General features: G+C 71.6%; 19 protein-coding genes. 14 read left to right on the forward strand and 5 right to left on the reverse strand.

Features of this window, described 5'->3' with window-relative positions:
• Positions 1 to 67 precede the first annotated feature (67 nt).
• The 5 genes from Ari01nite_RS23605 (at position 68) to Ari01nite_RS23625 (ending at position 3973) form a co-directional block, all read left to right on the forward strand.
• Positions 68 to 691 carry a maleylpyruvate isomerase N-terminal domain-containing protein gene (locus Ari01nite_RS23605; RefSeq protein WP_203784027.1) on the forward strand — a complete coding sequence of 208 codons (624 nt, stop codon included), beginning with the start codon at positions 68 to 70 and terminating at the stop codon, positions 689 to 691.
• A 90-nt stretch (positions 692 to 781) separates the two neighbouring features.
• A complete protein-coding gene (gene fliQ / locus Ari01nite_RS23610; protein ID WP_203778449.1) occupies positions 782 to 1051 on the forward strand; it encodes a flagellar biosynthesis protein FliQ in 270 nt (89 codons plus the stop codon).
• Between the two features lie 97 nt (positions 1052 to 1148).
• Positions 1149 to 3257, forward strand: a complete 2109-nt coding sequence (gene glgX, locus Ari01nite_RS23615; RefSeq protein WP_203784030.1) for a glycogen debranching protein GlgX — start codon at positions 1149 to 1151, stop codon at positions 3255 to 3257.
• 3 nt (positions 3258 to 3260) lie between these two features.
• On the forward strand, positions 3261 to 3770 hold the full coding sequence (locus Ari01nite_RS23620; protein WP_203784031.1) for a hypothetical protein: 510 nt from the start codon (positions 3261 to 3263) through the stop codon (positions 3768 to 3770).
• Complete coding sequence (locus Ari01nite_RS23625) at positions 3767 to 3973, forward strand: hypothetical protein (protein ID WP_203784033.1); 207 nt, start codon at positions 3767 to 3769, stop codon at positions 3971 to 3973. The genes Ari01nite_RS23620 and Ari01nite_RS23625 overlap by 4 nt, the downstream gene beginning before the upstream one ends.
• Here the strand turns inward: Ari01nite_RS23625 and Ari01nite_RS23630 are convergent.
• Entirely contained in the window at positions 3970 to 4392 is a 423-nt protein-coding gene (locus Ari01nite_RS23630) for an MmcQ/YjbR family DNA-binding protein (RefSeq protein ID WP_203784035.1), read from the reverse strand. The two genes, Ari01nite_RS23625 and Ari01nite_RS23630, sit on opposite strands and share 4 nt — an antisense overlap.
• Positions 4393 to 4413: 21 nt before the next feature.
• On the opposite strand from Ari01nite_RS23630, the gene Ari01nite_RS23635 reads away from it, so the two are divergent.
• The 3 genes from Ari01nite_RS23635 (at position 4414) to Ari01nite_RS23645 (ending at position 7663) form a co-directional block, all read left to right on the forward strand.
• The gene (locus Ari01nite_RS23635; RefSeq protein ID WP_203784037.1) at positions 4414 to 4953 is read left to right on the forward strand and encodes a GNAT family N-acetyltransferase; all 540 of its coding nucleotides are present in this window, start codon (positions 4414 to 4416) and stop codon (positions 4951 to 4953) included.
• Between the two features lie 20 nt (positions 4954 to 4973).
• Positions 4974 to 6353 carry an MFS transporter gene (locus Ari01nite_RS23640; RefSeq protein ID WP_203784039.1) on the forward strand — a complete coding sequence of 460 codons (1380 nt, stop codon included), beginning with the start codon at positions 4974 to 4976 and terminating at the stop codon, positions 6351 to 6353.
• A 221-nt stretch (positions 6354 to 6574) separates the two neighbouring features.
• A complete protein-coding gene (locus Ari01nite_RS23645; protein WP_203784041.1) occupies positions 6575 to 7663 on the forward strand; it encodes an alpha/beta hydrolase in 1089 nt (362 codons plus the stop codon).
• Positions 7664 to 7778: 115 nt separating this feature from the next.
• Here Ari01nite_RS23645 and Ari01nite_RS23650 read toward each other — a convergent pair whose 3' ends face one another.
• From Ari01nite_RS23650 to Ari01nite_RS23660, 3 genes are all read right to left on the reverse strand, one after another.
• The gene (locus Ari01nite_RS23650; protein ID WP_203784044.1) at positions 7779 to 8237 is read right to left on the reverse strand and encodes an SRPBCC domain-containing protein; all 459 of its coding nucleotides are present in this window, start codon (positions 8235 to 8237) and stop codon (positions 7779 to 7781) included.
• Positions 8234 to 8560, reverse strand: a complete 327-nt coding sequence (locus Ari01nite_RS23655; protein ID WP_203784046.1) for an ArsR/SmtB family transcription factor — start codon at positions 8558 to 8560, stop codon at positions 8234 to 8236. Before Ari01nite_RS23655 ends, Ari01nite_RS23650 begins: the two co-directional genes overlap by 4 nt.
• Before the next feature lie 241 nt (positions 8561 to 8801).
• Positions 8802 to 10370, reverse strand: coding sequence for a CocE/NonD family hydrolase (locus Ari01nite_RS23660; RefSeq protein WP_203784048.1), 1569 nt, complete (start codon positions 10368 to 10370; stop codon positions 8802 to 8804).
• Between the two features lie 152 nt (positions 10371 to 10522).
• Here Ari01nite_RS23660 and Ari01nite_RS23665 point away from each other — a divergent pair, with 152 nt between their 5' ends.
• The 4 genes from Ari01nite_RS23665 to Ari01nite_RS23680 all read left to right on the forward strand — a co-directional run bounded on the left by Ari01nite_RS23665 (position 10523) and on the right by Ari01nite_RS23680 (position 13380).
• A complete protein-coding gene (locus Ari01nite_RS23665; RefSeq protein ID WP_203784049.1) occupies positions 10523 to 11089 on the forward strand; it encodes a TetR/AcrR family transcriptional regulator in 567 nt (188 codons plus the stop codon).
• Between the two features lie 83 nt (positions 11090 to 11172).
• On the forward strand, positions 11173 to 11616 hold the full coding sequence (locus tag Ari01nite_RS23670) for a hypothetical protein (RefSeq protein ID WP_203784051.1): 444 nt from the start codon (positions 11173 to 11175) through the stop codon (positions 11614 to 11616).
• Between the two features lie 63 nt (positions 11617 to 11679).
• Positions 11680 to 12063: a VOC family protein gene (locus Ari01nite_RS23675; protein ID WP_203784053.1), complete on the forward strand. Its 384-nt coding sequence runs from the start codon at positions 11680 to 11682 to the stop codon at positions 12061 to 12063.
• Positions 12064 to 12465: 402 nt separating this feature from the next.
• The gene (locus tag Ari01nite_RS23680; protein ID WP_203784055.1) at positions 12466 to 13380 is read left to right on the forward strand and encodes an RpnC/YadD family protein; all 915 of its coding nucleotides are present in this window, start codon (positions 12466 to 12468) and stop codon (positions 13378 to 13380) included.
• Positions 13381 to 13450: 70 nt separating this feature from the next.
• On the opposite strand, the gene Ari01nite_RS23685 is transcribed toward Ari01nite_RS23680, so the two are convergent.
• Positions 13451 to 15073 carry an alpha/beta fold hydrolase gene (locus Ari01nite_RS23685; RefSeq protein WP_203784057.1) on the reverse strand — a complete coding sequence of 541 codons (1623 nt, stop codon included), beginning with the start codon at positions 15071 to 15073 and terminating at the stop codon, positions 13451 to 13453.
• A gap of 121 nt (positions 15074 to 15194) precedes the next feature.
• Here Ari01nite_RS23685 and Ari01nite_RS23690 point away from each other — a divergent pair, with 121 nt between their 5' ends.
• On the forward strand, positions 15195 to 16469 hold the full coding sequence (locus Ari01nite_RS23690) for a sensor histidine kinase (RefSeq protein ID WP_203784059.1): 1275 nt from the start codon (positions 15195 to 15197) through the stop codon (positions 16467 to 16469).
• Positions 16466 to 17128 (forward strand): response regulator, encoded by a 663-nt coding sequence (locus Ari01nite_RS23695; protein WP_203784062.1) that lies wholly within the window; start codon positions 16466 to 16468, stop codon positions 17126 to 17128. The genes Ari01nite_RS23690 and Ari01nite_RS23695 overlap by 4 nt, the downstream gene beginning before the upstream one ends.
• Positions 17129 to 17131: the final 3 nt, after the last annotated feature.

The following is a 17131-nucleotide window of genomic DNA, read 5'->3' on the forward strand; positions in this document are numbered from 1 at the left end:
CGGCCGCACAGTCGGGCAGGCGATCCGGGCGAGGCCTGACCGCACGCCGCCTGGCAGGCTGGCGGGCATGGACTTTCGCCGGAATTTCCGCTCCGCCGCCGTCGCCTACGTCGATCTGGTCTCCCGCGTGCCCGCCGGCCGCTGGGACGGGCCGGGCCTGGGCGACTGGACGCTGCGCGACCTCGTGGGCCACACCGCGAGCTCGGCGCTGCGCCAGGTGCCGGAGGTGCTCGGCGCGCCGGCCGCCGAGATCGCGGTGGGGTCGGCCGAGGCGTACTGGTCGTTCGCCCGGACGGTGCCGGCCGACGTGCTCGCCGCGCACCGGGCCGCGTCCGCCGCGGACGCCCGGCAGACCGGCGTGCGGCTGGGCGACGATCCGGCCGACGCGCTGCGGGAACTGGCCGGCCGGGCCACTCAGGCGCTGGCCGCGGTCGGCGACGACGACATCGTGACCAGCGCGGTCGGCGGCATGCGGGTGCGCGACTGGCTGCCCACCCGCACCTTCGAGCTGATCGTGCACGGCCTGGACACGGCCGCCGCGGCCGGGCTGCCGCACGAGTTCGCCCCGGCCGCCATCGCCGAGGTGGCCGGCCAGGCGGCCCGGACCGCCGCCGCGGTGGGCGACGGCGAGCTGGTGCTGCGGGCCCTGACCGGCCGGGGCGAGCTGCCCGCCCGGTTCAGCATCGTCTGACTTGAGGATTCCGGCCGGGCGAACCGAACCGCAACCGTCGGGCACCGTTGCTGCACTCCACGAGCCCGCGCGGCGCCCGAATGGACTGGCATGACCGACACGATGATTGTTGAGCTGGGCCTGCAGGCAATGACCATCGCCGCCAAGATGTCCGCGCCGATCCTGCTGACCGCCCTCGCGGTGGGCTTCGCGATCTCGCTGTTCCAATCGGTCACCCAGATCCAGGAGGCGACCCTCTCGTTCGTCCCGAAGGCCGCCGCCTGCGGCGCCGCCCTGCTGTTCTCGGGCAACTGGATGCTGCACGAGATGATCACCTACACCCAGCAGCTGTTCGAGCGCATCCCCCAACTGCTCGGCTGAGCGATATCGTGAGGAAAGGCCGGCCCGATGGGCCGGCCTTTCGTCGTTTCGCTCACCCCGGCGTTTACCGCGGGGCACCGGCGGAGAGAGGTGTCGCGTGAGAATCTGGCCCGGCAATGCCTATCCGCTCGGCGCGACCTACGACGGCGGCGGCACGAACTTCGCATTGTTCTCCGAGGTGGCCGAACGGGTCGAACTGTGCCTGTTCGACGACGACGGCACCGAGACCCGCGTCGACCTGCCCGAGCGGGAAGCCCTCGTGTGGCACGGCTACCTGCCCCGGGTGGTGCCCGGCCAGCGGTACGGCTACCGCGTGCACGGCCCCTACGACCCGGCGCGGGGGCTGCGGTGCAACCCGAACAAGCTGCTGCTCGATCCGTACGCGAAGGCCATCGACGGGCACAACGACTGGAACGAGGCACTGTTCGCGTACCGGTTCGGCGACCCCGCCTCACGCAACGAGGACGACTCCGCCGCGTACGCCCAAAAGTGTGTGGTGGTCAACCCGTTCTTCGACTGGGGCAACGACCGCCCGCTGCGCATCCCGTTCTGGGAGACGGTGATCTACGAGACCCACGTCAAGGGCGTCACCATGCGGCACCCGGACATCCCGGACGACGTCCGCGGGACGTACTCGGGCCTCGCCCACCCCGTGATGATCAGGCACTTCCAGAAGCTCGGGGTGACCGCGGTCGAGCTCATGCCGGTGCACCAGTTCGTGCACGACAGCACGCTGGTCGACCGGGGCCTCACCAACTACTGGGGTTACAACACCATCGGCTTCTTCGCGCCGCACAACGACTACGCCTCGTTCGGCGGGCACGGCGGCCAGGTGCAGGAGTTCAAGTCGATGGTCAAGGCGCTGCACCAGGCCGGCATCGAGGTGATCCTGGACGTCGTCTACAACCACACCGCCGAGGGCAACCACCTGGGCCCGACGCTGTCCTTCCGCGGCATCGACAACCCGGCCTACTACCGGCTCGTGGACGAGGACCGGCAGTACTACTACGACACCACGGGCACCGGCAACAGCCTCAACGTGCGGCACCACGAATCGCTACGGCTGATCATGGACTCGCTGCGCTACTGGGTCACCGAGATGCACGTGGACGGCTTCCGCTTCGACCTGGCCGCGGCGCTGGCCCGCGAGTTCCACGAGGTGGACCGGCTGGCCGCGTTCTTCGACCTGGTCAACCAGGACCCGGTCGTGTCGCAGGTGAAGCTGATCGCGGAGCCGTGGGACGTCGGTGACGGCGGCTACCAGGTGGGCGGTTTTCCCCCGCTCTGGACCGAATGGAACGGCAAATACCGGGATTCGGTACGCGACTTCTGGCGCGGCGAACCGGCCGGTCTGGGCGAGTTCGCGTCCCGCTTCACCGGCAGTTCCGACCTCTACGAGGTGGACGGCCGGCGCCCGCTCGCGTCGATCAACTTCGTGACCGCGCACGACGGATTCACGCTCAACGACCTGGTCTCGTACAACGACAAGCACAACGACGCGAACGGCGAGGACAACCGGGACGGCGAGAGCCACAACCGGTCCTGGAACTGCGGCACCGAGGGACCCACCGACGACGCCGACATCGTGGCCCTGCGCGAGCGGCAGAAGCGCAACTTCCTGGCCACCCTGCTGCTGTCCCAGGGCGTGCCGATGATCGCGCACGGCGACGAACTGGGCCGCACCCAGAGCGGCAACAACAACGTCTACTGCCAGGACAACGAGATCAGCTGGGTGGACTGGAAGGAGGCCCGCAACCAGGACGTGCTGACCGGGTTCACCCGCGCGCTCACCCGGCTGCGGGCCGAGCACCCGATCTTCCGGCGGCGCCGGTTCTTCACCGGCGAACTGGTCGGCGACACCAAGGTCCCGGACATCGCCTGGCTGCGCCGCGACGGCGAGCCGATGACCGAGGCCGACTGGAACACGCGCAGCGGCATGACCATGACCGTGTTCCTGAACGGGCACGGCATCCCGGAACGCGACGCGCTCGGCGAGGAGATCACCGACGACTCGTTCCTGCTGCTGTTCAACCCGCTCGGCGACCAGGTGGCGTTCACCGTGCCGCCGCGCGACTACGGCCGCACCTGGGAGATCGTGGTGAACACCGCCGACCCGCTGCTCGCCGCGCGCCGCCGCACCACCCGGGCCGGCGGCACGGTGGACGTGGCCGGGCACACCATGGTGGTGCTCCGCTGCCGATACTGAGATATGGACTCCGATGTGCGCGCCCTGGTGGCCGAGGTCGACCGGCGGCTGAAGGACGAGGGACAGCAGCCCGTCGATCTGTCCGATCCGGACTGGATGAACAAGCTCCGGGCCTGGCAACCGCCGGCCGACGGGGTGGCCGCCCTGTCCGCGCTGCTGGACGCCTACCGGTCCGGCTCCGACCAGACCCGGGCCGAGGTACGCGACCTGCTGCGCGCGCACCCTTCCTTCCGCAACCGGATACACCTGCCGCGGGACTGGACCACCGAGGCCGAGTTCCGCCGCCGGCTGCTGGCCGTGTCGGCGGCCGACCAGGGCAACGACGCCCGGGACGTGATGCTGTCGCTGCGCGACCTGGTGGCCCGGGCGGCCGCGCTCGGCATCGACCCGGCGCCGGCGCTGCGCGACGCCGCGGCCCTGTCCAGCGACGTGGACCACTACGGCATGGGTTCGATGCGGCAGCTGCTGGCCGGGTGTTTACCGGCCGGCAACCAGGGCAATTCCGCCTCATGACTTCGCAGACTGATCTCGAACGGCTCGACCAGGAGATAGCCGAGCTGGAGCCGCAGGTTACCGAGGCGCGCCGGCGGATCGGCCGGGGCGAGGACGGCCCCACCGACGGCCCGGAGCTGGCGCAGACGCTCACCGAGATCGAGCAGCAGGAGGCGATCCTGGCCCGGCTGCGCGAACGGCGCGACCAGCTGAGCGCTTCCTAACCGCCGAGACCGGCCCGCCACTGGGCGCCCCGGCGGGCCGAGGCGCGGGACAGCCACGCGTCCTGGATCACCTCGGCCAGTTCCTGGCGGCTCAGCTCGCCGATCCGGCTGGCCCGCAGCAGCACCGAGCGGTGCCCGTTGAAGTGCGCGGTGGTGAAGAACGGCGACGACTCGTCCTGCACCAGGGACTGCTTGTCGGCCTCGGACTCCACCCAGAACACGATCACGTCGGTGTACCGCTCGCCGGTCCGCGGGTCTACGGCGTCCGGGCGCGGGTTGCGGAAGAAGATGAACGACTTGCCGCCGACCTGGTACACCGGGTTGTCGGCGGTGCCGTCCACGACCGTCACGTGCGGCATGCCGGTGGCCAGTTCGTGGACGTCCTCGACCCGCGCGGGCCGGCTACCGGGATCGGGCATCGTGCCAGTCTAGGCTGCGTCATGCCCTCCGTACGGACCGTCGCGACCGCCGACCTGGACCCGGCCGGGCGGGCCGCGATCCGCCGGCTGCTCGACCTGTCGTTCGACGGCGAGTTCACCGACGACGACTGGGACCACACCCTAGGCGGCCAGCACTTCACGGTGACCGTGGGCGGCATGCTGGTGGCGCACGCCGCGGTGGTGCAGCGCCGCTTCCTGCACGACGACCGGTCCTGGCGGGGCGGGTACGTCGAGGGCGTCGCGGTACACCCGGAGTGCCGCCGGCAGGGCCTCGGCAACGCCGTCATGGCCGCCGCCGAACACGTCATCGACCGCGCCTTCGACCTGGGCGCGCTGTCCACCTCGGCGGACGGCCGCGGCCTCTATCTGCGCCGCGGCTGGCTGGTCTGGCAGGGTCCGACCGCGGTGCTGGCACCGGCCGGCCTGACCCGCACCGCCGACGACGACGGCGGCACGTTCGTCCGGATCGTGCCCGGCGGCGCCGACCTGCGCCGCACCGGCACGCTGGCCTGTGACTGGCGCGACGGCGACGTCTGGTAACCCGGGGTAGAAAGGGAACGGTGCACCGCCGCTACCTGATCCTGGCGATCTGCTGCCTCAGCCTGTTCATCGTCGGCCTCGACGCCACCATCGTGAACATCGCGCTGCCCGAGATCCGAGGCGACCTGGACGCCTCGGTCTCCGGCCTGCAGTGGGTGCTGGACTCGTACGCGCTGGTGCTGGCCAGCCTGCTGGTGCTGGGCGGCTCCACCGGCGACCGGCTGGGCCGGCGGCGCACCTTCCAGGCCGGGCTGGCCCTGTTCACCCTGGGCTCCCTGCTGTGCAGCGTGGCGGCCAGCCTGGAGTGGCTGATCGTGTTCCGGATGGTCCAGGCCGTCGGCGGCTCGATGCTCAACCCGGTCGCCATGTCGATCATCACGAACACGTTCACCGACCCGCGCGAACGCGCCCGCGCCATCGGCGTGTGGGGCAGCGTGATCGGCTTCAGCATGGCGCTGGGCCCGGTGCTCGGCGGCCTGCTGGCCGACACGCTGGGCTGGCGGGCCATCTTCTGGGTGAACATCCCGGTCCTGGTGACCGCGTTCGTGCTGGCGGCCCGCTTCGTGCCGGAGTCACGGGCCGAACACCCGCGCCGGATCGACCCGGTCGGCCAGATCCTGGTGCTGACGACGCTGGCGACGCTCACCTACGGCATCATCGAGGGTCCGCTGGCGGGCTGGACGTCGTACGAGATCATCGGTTGTTTTGCCCTGAGTGCCCTGGCCCTGACCGCCCTGCTGATCTACGAACCGCGCCGCGAGGACCCGCTGATCGACCCGCGCTTCTTCCGCAGCGTCCCGTTCAGCGGCGCCACGCTGATCGCGGTCTCGGCCTTCGCCGCGCTGGCCGGTTTCCTGTTCCTCAACACCATTTACCTGCAGGACGTACGCGGCCTGTCCGCGCTCGCGGCCGGCCTGTGGACCCTGCCGATGGCCGCCATGAACGTGCTGATGTCCCCCCTGTCCGGCCGCCTGGTGGCCGCCCGCGGCCCGCGTCTCCCCCTGGTGCTGGCCGGCGCCGGCCTGATCGCCGGCATGCTGCCGATGACCCGTCTGACCGCCGACACCCCCGGCTGGCTGCTGATCATCTGCTACCTGCTGTTCGGCTTCGGCTTCGCCATGGTCAACGCCCCGATCACCAACACCGCAGTCTCCGGCATGCCCCGAGACCAGGCCGGCGTGGCAGCCGCGATAGCGTCGACGAGCCGCCAGGTGGGCAGCGCCCTGGGCATCGCCGTGATCGGAGCCGCCGTGGCCCCGTCCGCCGGCACCGGCCACCTGGGCTGGTGGATCATCGTGGGCCTGGGCGGCGCGGTCCTGGCCTTGGGCCTGCTGACCACCGGCCGGTGGGCCCGCTCCACCACCACGCAAGTCACCCGAACAGACCCGATCCCCGCCTGATTTACCCCGCGCCATTTACCCCGCGCCCCCGCTCCCCCGCGCCCCCGGCCCCCGCCGCGTTCAGCGCCGACCCTCGACCTTGGGGAACTGCTGTCAACAAGTGACACGGGCACCACGAAGGCGGGCACCGGCGCCGGCGAAGGCGGGTGCGTGGGTAACCCGATCGCTGGGGGATCGGGCGCGGGCTAGGCGGTCGGGCGGCTAGCGGCGAAAATGGCTCGGTGACGATGAAGCGGGTTCTCGCGGTCGCGGTGGCCGGGGTGCTGCTGCTCGCCGGGCTTTATGCGGGAATTCTGCGGCACCGGTCGGAGCGGACGGTGTCGATCGGGCCCGACGGTGCCTATCCGGTGGGGCGGGCCACGCACGAACTCGCCGACCGGTCGCGCACCGATGAACTGGCGCCGCGTGGGGGCAGCCCGCGGATGCTCTCGGTCTGGCTCTGGTATCCGGCGGCCGCCCGGGCGGGCAGCGAATCGGCATACGCGCCGGGGGCGTGGCGCGGGCTGCACCGGTACGGCTGGGCGCAGACCGGGTTCGAGCGGATCCGGACCGGCACCTACGACGAGGCGCCGGTCGCCGCCGGAAAGTTCCCGATCGTCGTGCTGCTGCCGGGGCTGGGGCTGGCGGCACCGCAGTACGCGGCCGTCGCGGCGGGACTGGCCTCGCGCGGCTACCTGGTCGCCGGCGTGACGCCCACCTACAGCGCCGCCCTCACCGTGCTCGGCAGCGGCGCGGTGCGCGGGTCGGCGGCCGGATCCGACCTGGACGGGCCGCACGGGGAGCGGCTGGCCACCTTCTGGGCGGCCGATGCCCGGTTCGCCGCCGAGCGGGTCGGCGTGCTGCTCGGCGACCGGGCCGACCGGGCCCGGGTCACCTACGTGGGGCACGCGTTCGGCGGTGCCGCGGCCATCGAGGCGTGCCGCACCGACGTCCACTGCGCCGGCGCGGCCAGCCTGGACGGTGCGCCGGTCGGGCCGGCCGTCACGCTCGGGCTGCAGCACCCGCTGCTGCTGCTCGGCGCCGGTTCCGGCGGGGCGACCGCCGACCCGGCCACGCACAGCCTGTTCGCGGCCAGCGGGCCGTCGTCGTGGGCGTACACGGTCGGCGGCGCGGAACCGCTCGACTTCACCGACTACGCGGCCTACTGGCTGGCCGCACCGGTGCGCCGGTGGCTGCCGGTGACCGGCGGCGACGCCCTGCCGGTCGTACGGGATTATCTGGTCGCTTTCCTCGGCACCGCCGTGCGCGGCACCACCTGGCAGGCGCCGGAGGCCGCGGGGGTGCGCCCGGCCGCGATGCTGAGCCGGTGAGCGAGCCGCACCCGATCGGAGGTGGCCGAGCCGGTGGTGCGCAGCCGCTTCCGGGACGTACCGCGCCTGCCGGAGTGGAAGGGTTCGCACGGCGGCCGGCAGGTGCCCCGCACCGTCAGGAGATCTTGACGAGGTACGCGTCCAGGGCGCGGTACGACTCCTCGGCGCCGGTCTCCATGCCGGACTGGAGCATGCCGTCCCGGTCGGCCTGATTGTCGAAGGTGGACGTGCAGTTGACTGTGGTGCGGTCGCCGTCCTCGACGAACTCGAAGCGCTCGACCGCGATGTGGCCGGCCATCGGCTCGTACTCGAAGGTCCAGGTGAACGTGTGCGGCGCGTTGATCTCGCGGAACTCGCCGCGGAACGCGTGCTGTTCGCCGTCGGCGTGTTCGACGAAGCGCCACCTGCCGCCGACCGTGAAGTCGATCTCGACGTCCATCGGGTTGCCCCGGCCCCACCAGTGCCGCAGGTGCTCGGCCTGGGTGTGCGCCGCGAACACGACGTCGCGCGGGGCGGCGAACGTGCGGCTCATGCCGATGGTGCGGTCGGTGGGGGTGGTGACCGTGATGCTCATTGCTGCTCCCTCTGCTGGATGGTGGTCAGGTAGCCGTCGAGCGCGTCGTACCGCTCGTCCCAGTGCCGCCGGTACTGCTCGACCCAGGTCGCGAGGTCGCGCAGCGGTCCGGGGGCGAGCCGGCAGCGCCGGAACTGGGCCTGCCGGGTGCGCACGATCAGCCCGGCGGCCTCCAGCACGTTGAGGTGCTTGGAGACGGCCTGCGGGCTGATCGGGAAGCCGCCGGCCAACTCACCCGCGGTGGCCTCCCCCTCGGCCAGCCGGGCGACGATCGCCCGGCGGGTCGGGTCGGCGAGGGCGGCGAAAACGGCGTCGATGGACATGCTCTAAACCACCTGGCTTATAAACGGATAGGTTTAGAGTAGCGGGTCACCCTCCGTTTGGATAGGTCTCCAGCTCGCGGGTGTCGACGTGCAGCGGATGCAACGGCCGGCACCCGATCGGGATCGCAGGATGTCCAGGTCACCGGCGTCGCGCGGTGGATCGGCGATCGCGGCAACCGCGTCACCGTACCGGTGCATTTCCTCGCTGTACCCACCGGTGACCTGGACTTACGTCGGACCTTCAGCGGATCGGCAGATCCAGGTAGGAGCCGCCGGCGATGGTGATCGCGTCGCCGGCCTCGTTGGCGTCGTAGTACAGCGGGTCCACCGTGTCGACCACCAGCGTGAGCGAGTGCCCGGCCGGCAGGTCGTAGGACGCGGCCGAGAGGGCGAGGTCGACGCTGCGGCTGCCGGCTGCGCCGCCCAGCCAGCTCACCGGTGCGTGGGTGATCAGCTTGGCGGTCCCGAGCCGGTCCAGATCATAGAGGTACGCGACCAGGGAGCCGTCGCCGCTGGTGCCGGTGAGGTTCAGGTGCACCTTGGGGATGCCGCGGATCCGGAGCGGACTGGACGGTCGTTCGGCCGCCCACACGCCGGCCCGGCCCCGGTCCACCGCCGGCAGCCAGATCTGCGGCCGCTGCCCGGTGAACGCGGAGATCCCGTTGGTCAGCAGCACCACGCCGCCGTTCGCCACGGTGTCGCGGTCGGTGGGCACCGTCTTGGCCCAGCCGGTGCTGGGAGCGCCGCCGAGCAGGCCGGTCTGGTCCAGCGCCCGGATCGAGCCGAGGCCGTACCGGCGGTTGCCGGTGCTCAGCTCGGCCCAGTTGCCGTACGTCTCCATCCCGGCGTTGTCCGGCTGGACCAGCACCTTGCCGGGCGTGGTGCCGCCGGCGTCGCCCTTGAGGTAGCGGTCGAACCAGCCGCGCACGCTGGTCCACACCGCGTTGGGCAGGCCGACGATCCCGGTCAGCTCCGCGATGGCGTGGTCGCCGGGGCGCAGTTCGAGCCGCTTCGGGGTGGTCAGCTTGCCGTAGAAGTCGACCAGCTGGTTGGGCGGGAAGAACGAGTCGCCCCAGGCGTTCGCGATCAGCACGGCCGGCGCGTTCGCGTTGATCTGGTTGAGGTAGGTCGCGGGCGAGCGCACCCGGGCCCAGGCCTGCACCTGCTCGACGTTGCGGTTGGCCTGGAAGTCGCCGAGCTTGCCGGTGAGGTCCGGTCCCGGGTTGCCGACGATCTGCGCGGCCAGGGCCAGCAGCCCGGACGACTGCAGGTGCCGGGTCTGGTCGCTGTAGAGCGAGTACACCAGGTCGGTCCAGCCGCTGAGCATGGCGACCGCGCGGATCCGCTTGTCGGCGGCCGCGCCGAGCAGGCTGATCCCGGCCCCGTACGAGACACCGGCCGTACCGATCTTCGCGGGATCGGCCGGGGTGTTGGCGACGGTCCAGTCGAGCACCTTGGACAGGTCGGCCAGGTCCTTGGGCCCGGCCGTGTCGATCTCGCCGCCCGACGCCCACCAGCCGCGCGGCGTGTACGAGACCACCACGTACCCGTCGGCCGCCATGGCCTTGGCCTGGGCCAGGTATTCGAGGTCGTTGAGACCCCAGCTGGACGGGAAGACGACGGCCGGGTAGCTGCCGGCCGCGGCGGGCCGGACCACATTGGCCTTGAGAACGACACCGCCGTCGCCGGGGATATCGACAAATGTGACAGCCGGTGCGGCCGCCGCCGCGGCGGCCGGTGCGGGCGCCGCGGCACCCGCGACGAGGACCATCGCGAGTACGGCGAGCAGGAACGAGCGTCGGGGCACCATGAGCGCTCCTCAAGCGAGGCGGAAGTCGGGATGTGGGGTGGTGTGCGGAGCGCTCCGGTGCCGGGAGCGTAGGAAGCCGTACCGAGAATTTGAACTTCATGACATTATCGTTACTTGCCAGTAACGTTGGTCACTTCGAGGAGGTGGGCGCAGTGCTCTACGGTGCCCAACCGGCCCGCCGCCGGGACGCCCTGCGCAACCGCACGGCGATCCTGCACGCCGCCAGCGAGGTGATGACCAGCCAGCAGAAGGTCTTCGGCATGCCGGAGATCGCCCGCCGGGCCGGCATCGGCCAAGCCACGCTCTACCGCCACTTCCCCGACCGGCTGGCGCTGGCCGGCGCGGTGATCGCGTACCAGATCGAACGTCTCGAGCAGTGCGTGGCTGCCGGCCGCGACCACCCCGCCACCTTCCGGCAGGCCCTCGACGAGATCCTCCGCACCCAGATCACCATGCGACCGCTGGTGCTGCTCTCCCGCCGGCTCGACCCGCGCACCCGCGGCCGCTACCTGCGGCGCATCATCGCCGCGCTGGCCGAGCCGCTGCGGCGCGCCCAGGACGACGGCCACGTGCGGGCCGACCTGGTCCCCGACGACCTGGTGCTGCTGCTGAGCATGGTGGAGGGCGTGGTCGAGGGCGCCGAGGACGCCGACGAGGCCGCCGCGGCCGCGGGGCGCTCCATCGACCTGGCCCTGGACGGCGTCTTCCGCGCGGCCTGACGGACCCTGACTCTTGCCCAGTAGTCGCTGGACAAGGGAGACTGTCCTTCGTACTCATCCGTCAAGCACCGTAGGAGCAGCCCATGAGCGGCCACGTTCCCTCCGCACGCCCGGCGCCACCCAGCAATTTCGAGGTCATCTTCAAGGCGGCGCTGGAGGCTAATCCCCGCGAGACCCTCCAACTACTGTGCGGCGTCACCCTGCGGGACGGTGACGTGATCACCGTCGAGCCCGCTCCCTGGGCCGAGCCGGAAGAGACGCTGCGAATGAGCGGCACGAACAGCCTCCTCGAGCAGACCGGGACCGGGCGCGAGATCGCCCGCAGAAACCGCGAGGAAGGCCGCGAAGAAGGCCGCGAGGAAGGCCGCGAAGAAGGTCACGTCGACTTGATGCGGGCCGCGCTCCGAGCCGCATACGGCGACATCACCGACCTCGACGAGCTCGCCCGGCGGCTGGCCGACCGCGACCACAGCGGCAACATCGCCCGCATCGTCACCGGCGCGACACTGGACGACCTGCGCGCCTGACCATTGCCGGACTGCCGTGCCGCCGACGCGGGGCAGCGTCGCGGCGCGGACTATGGTGAGGCGATGGCATCGGTCAGGCAGGTCCAGGTCACCTTCGACTGCGCAGAACCGGAGCGCCTCGCCCGATTCTGGTGCGAGGTTCTGGGGTACGTCGTGCCGCCCTCACCGGACGGATTCGCCGGCGCGTGCGTCGATCCGAACGGCGCCGAGCCGCGGCTGTACTTCCAGCGGGTCCCCGAGGGAAAGGTCGTCAAGAACCGGGTGCACCTCGACGTACGGGTCGGCACCGGGCTGGTGGGCGAGGAGCGTCTCGCGGCGCTGGAGGCCGAGTGCGCCCGGCTGCTCCCCCTCGGCGCCCGGCGCGTGCAACTGCTACTGGCCGACGAGGACAACGAGTCGTGCCTGGTGATGCAGGACATCGAGGGCAACGAGTTCTGCCTCGACTGAGCGGCGCTACCGGATCTCGGTGAGCCGGCCGGTCCATTCGGGATCCGGCGCAGCGACCTGGCGGCACCGCGCAGGCGGGCGAGATGGTCCAAGGCCGCGGCGACGGTCGGCAGATGCTCACGCACCTGACGGGCGAAGCCGGTGTCATGCCCGTCGAGCCATTCGTGCCAGGCGTCGAGCGGGTGCAGGACGCGGGTCAGCGGCGCGGCCGGCCGGCGTCGAAGGCCTCGGCGACCAGTTGCGCCCACTGCCGGCCGGGGCGCGGTCACCCAAGATGGTACGGGCCCGTCCGCGCCGCCGGCTCGCGCAAGACCGTCGCCGCATTATTGACTCTTGCCTAGTAGGCATCAGACAATAGCGACTGTCCTTCCCGACTCCCGCCAAACACCGCAGGAGCAATCCATGAGCGGCCACGTCCCCTCCGCCCGGCCGGCGCCACCCCGCGATTTCGACGGCATCTTCAAGGCGCTGCTGAACGCTCATCCCCGCGACGCCCTACAACTACTGTGCGGCGCCACCCTGCGCGACGGTGACGTGATCACCGCCGAGCCCACCGAACAGCTACGGCAACGCAACCGCCAATGCGACAACGTATTCGCCATCCGGCACGACGACGGCACCCCCACCGACGTCTTCCAGATCGAGATCCAGCTCAAACGCACCGAGGACTTCCAAGAACGCATGGTCTCCTACTGGGCGACCCTGGCAACCAGATACCGCCGCGCCACGCACCGCATCCATCAGGTAGTCCTCTGGCCCGAGGGCTACGGATACCCGGGCCGCTTCGAACGCGACCAGGAACGCCTCGACTACCACGCCGTGAACATCCCCGACGATCTGGACCCCGACGCGCTATTGGCCAGCCCCGCCCCCGCACTCGCACTGTTCACCCGCAAACCCCCACACGACCTAGTCGAGCGCGTCACCGACCGGATCGTCACCGCCGAAAAACCTGCGGACAAACTGCTCCAGACCGAACTGGGTATGCTCGTGGGAGGCGCCCTGGCGACCCAGCTGGTAGAAGCACTGCGAAGGAGAGGCATGAACGACATCCTCGAGCAGACCGAGACCGGCCGCGAGATCGCCCGCAGAAACCGCGAAGAAGGCCGTCAAGAAGGTCGCCAAGAAGGTCGCCAAGAAGGCCGCGAAGAAGGCCGCGAAGAAGGTCACGTCGACTTGATGCGGGCCGCGCTCCGAGCCGCATACGGCGACATCACCGACCTCGACGAGCTCGCCCGGCGGCTGGCCGACCGCGACCACAGCCGGAATATCGCCCGCATCGTCGCCGGCGCGACACTGGACGACCTGCGCGCCTGACCATTGCCGGACCGCCGCGCCGCCGACGGGGGCGGCACACCTGGTGCCACCCCCGTTTTACCCGCGATGCTCAGAACGTGAAGCCGGTGGCGGGCCGGCTCAGCGTCTTCGCCGCCGGCTGCCCGTCGCCCTCGGGCACCGGGACACCGGCGCAGCCCCCGTCGATCCGGCCGGTGTCGAAGAACGAAAGCAGGTCCGCGGCGCAGGCCGGCTCGCGCAGGACCGAGCCGTGCACGTCGTCGTCCACCGTGTAGACCTTGCCGCCGACGATGGCCTGGGTCTGCAGCGTCCACTCGTACGGCGACGGGGTCTCGTACCGGTGCCCGGACAGCACCAGCGAACCGCCGCCGGGGCGGAGCCGGACCGGCTGCACCGGCAGCGGCCAGCCGGCGCACCCCGCCGAGAAGTCGTCGGCCCGGCCGGTCATCGGGTTGTCCGCGAGGCGTTTCTGGAACGCGGCCCAGGCGGCGTCGAAGCCGAGCCGGCTCGGGTCCTCGTTGCAGAAGGCGGCCCGGTTCATCGTCCGGTTCCCCTGCTCCGGCAGGTCGGCCGGCGGCTCGGACGGCGGCTCCGGATCGCCGATGACCTCCTTGACGGTCGGCGGTGCGGTAGGCCCGGTCGCGTCCCGCAACTCCGCGAGCACCTGGCCGGCGAGCGGCCAGACCGGCGCGTCCTGGGTGGCGGACACGGCGACGATCGCACCGTCGAGCGGCATGTCGAGATCGGTGAACCGGCGCGGGTTGGCGTCGTAGTCGGCGCGCAGCGCGATGATCGCGTCCCGGACCTGCTGCGGCGTGGTGCCGAAGCCGTACCGGTCGTGGCGCTCGGCGATCCAGGCCGCCATCCGCCGGGCGTTGCGCTCGGCCGCCGCCGCGCGGCCGTCCTGGAACGCGACCACGCTGAACCGCGGGATCGCCACGCTGTCCAGGAACATCCGGCCGACGTTCGCCGGGAACTGGCTCCGGTAGACCACGCCGAGCCAGGTGCCCCAGGACACCCCGACGAAGTTGAGCTTCTGGTCCCGCAGGCCGGACCGGATCCGGTCCAGGTCGCGGGCCACGTTGGCGGTGGTGAGCTCGCCGAGGAAGGCGGGATCCGACCGGCCGCACGCCGCGTTGGCGCGCGATTCGATGTCGTACCGGCGGCGCGCCGATTCCTCGGTCTCCGGGCCGGCCGGCCGCGGACCGGGATCCCCGTCCGGCGGCGGGCAGTTCAGCTTGGTGCTGTAGCCGACGCCGCGCGGGTCGAAGCCGATCAGGTCGTACCGCTGGTTGAGCCCCGCGTCGTCGTTCATGGTCAGCAGTTGGACGGGCATCAGGTAGCCGCTGCCGCCCGGACCGCCGGGGTTCATCGCGAGGCTCCCGAGCCGGTGCGCCTGGTCGACGGCCTTGAGCCGGGTGAGCGCGACGGTGATCTGCCGGCCCTGCGGGCGCTCGTAGTCGAGCGGGACGCTGACCGTGCCGCACTCGAGGCGGGCCAGCACCTCCTTGAACCGGTCCAGCCGATCCGGCGGGACCATCCGGCGCAGCGCCTCCTCGGAATAGGAACGGCAGGGCTGCCAGGCGATCGCCGCCGGCGCCCGGGCCGCGGCTGCCGCGGCGGCGGGCGTACCCGCGACCGGTGCGGCCAGCCCGGCTCCGGCGACGATCACCGCGAGGGCGGCCCGCCCGGTCACTGTTCTCTGTGGATTCATGCGGCCATCCTGTGGCCCGGGTGGCGATACCCGCGTCTGCCGGGAGAGGTATCCGGAACCGCCGATATACATCTCGCGACGGATATAACCGCGTGCCACCGGCTCGTAAGCTCACCACGTCATGGCGGAACACCTGGTGCACGAGGTCCGCTCCTGGGCTCGCCGGCCGGCGGTGCAGGACGCGGCGCTGGCGGCCGCCCTGGTGGGCGGGCACATCGCGATGAGCGACTCGTCCGACCCGAGCGCAGCGTGGTGGCTCGCGACCGCACTCTCGGCGGCCGGCGTCGCCCTGCGGCGGCGCTGGCCGTTCCCGATGCTCGGTCTTTGCTGTTTCGCCGCCGTGGTCCCGCTCGCCGCGCTCGAGCCGCTCACGATCATCCATCTGAGCGTGCCGATCCTGCTCTACACGGTCGCCGTCCGCTACGGCTGGGCGCTCTCCCTGGTGGTGCTGTCCGGCATGCTGGTGCTCGCTCTGGCGTCGAGTTCGTTCGCCGTCCGGAAGGTCGAGCTGAACCGCGTGCCGCCGCAGGCGTGGCCTGAGGACCGGCCCCGCCCGCCGTTCCCGGACGAGAGGTTCGATCCCCCACCGCTCCCGGACGACCATGCCGGCGAGCAGATCCGCGGGATCGCCTGGAACGACCTGCCCGGGCTCGCGCTGATCCTGATCTCCGCCTGGGCCATCGGATCCGGCACCCGGAGCCGGCGCGCCTACCTCGACGAACTGCGCGCCCGGGCGGCCGGCCTGGAACGCGAGCAGGAGCAGCGGGCGGTGCTGGCGGTGGCCGCCGAGCGCGGCCGGATCAGCCGGGAACTGCACGACGTGGTGGCCCACGGGCTTTCCGTGATGGTGATCCAGGCGCAGGGCGGTGCGGCCGCGCTCGACAACCGGCCCGCGGACACCCGGGCCGCCCTGGAAGCGATCGTCAAGACCGGCCGGGACTCTCTGGCCGACATGCGCCGCGTGCTCGGCACCGTCGGCGAGGTCGACGACGCCTGGCACCCGCAGCCCGGACTGGCCCGGGTGCCGTCGCTGCTCGCCCAGGTGCGGGAGGCCGGCACGCCGGTGCGGCTGACCATCGAGGGCGATCCGGTCCCGCTGCCGTCCGCGGTCGACCTCACGGCGTACCGGATCGTGCAGGAGGCGCTGACCAACACCATGAAACACGCCAGCGCCGGCGCCGGGGCGGCCATTGTGATCTCGTACGCCGGGTCGGCCGTCCACATCGACGTCAGCGACGACGGCCGGGTCGTCCGGCACGACGACGGCCGCGGCAACGGCTTGCGCGGCATGCGCGAGCGGGTCCGTCTGCTCGGCGGCAGCCTGGACACCGGTCCGGGCCCGCGAGGCGGTTTCACCGTACGGGTCACCCTGCCGATCGAGGAGCGTCGCGCATGATCAGTGTTCTGCTCGCGGACGACCAGACCCTGGTCCGCACCGGCTTCCGCATGATCCTCGAGAACGCCGAGGACATGCGGGTGGTCGGCGAGGCCGGTGACGGCGCCGAGGCCGCCCAGATCGCACTGGAGAGCCAACCGGACGTCGTCCTGATGGACGTACGGATGCCCGAGGTCGACGGCGTCGACGCGACCCGCCGCATCTGCGCCGGCGCCACCGCGACCCGGGTGCTGATCCTCACCACGTTCGACCTCGACGAGTACGTGTACGCCGCGCTCCAGGCCGGGGCGAGCGGCTTCCTGTTGAAGGACACGCTGGCGCCCGACCTGCTGTCGGCCATCCGGGTGGTGGCCCGCGGCGACGCGGTGGTGGCGCCGAGCGTGACCCGCCGGCTGCTGGACCGCTACGTCACGGCGGGCGCCGGCCCGGCTCCGGCCGCCGCGCTGGACGCGCTGACCGAGCGGGAACGCGAAGTGCTGGGCCTGCTGGCCCGCGGCCTGTCCAACGTGGAGATCGCCGGCACCCTCTACCTGTCGGAGGGCACCGTCAAGACCCACGTCAGCCGGGTGCTGACCAAACTGGGCCTGCGCGACCGGGTGCAGGCCGTCGTCTACGCCTACGAGTGCGGCGTGGTCCGCGCCGGCGCAGTGGATCGCTGAGGT

Source organism: Paractinoplanes rishiriensis (assembly GCF_016862375.1).
Lineage (GTDB): Bacteria > Actinomycetota > Actinomycetes > Mycobacteriales > Micromonosporaceae > Actinoplanes > Actinoplanes rishiriensis.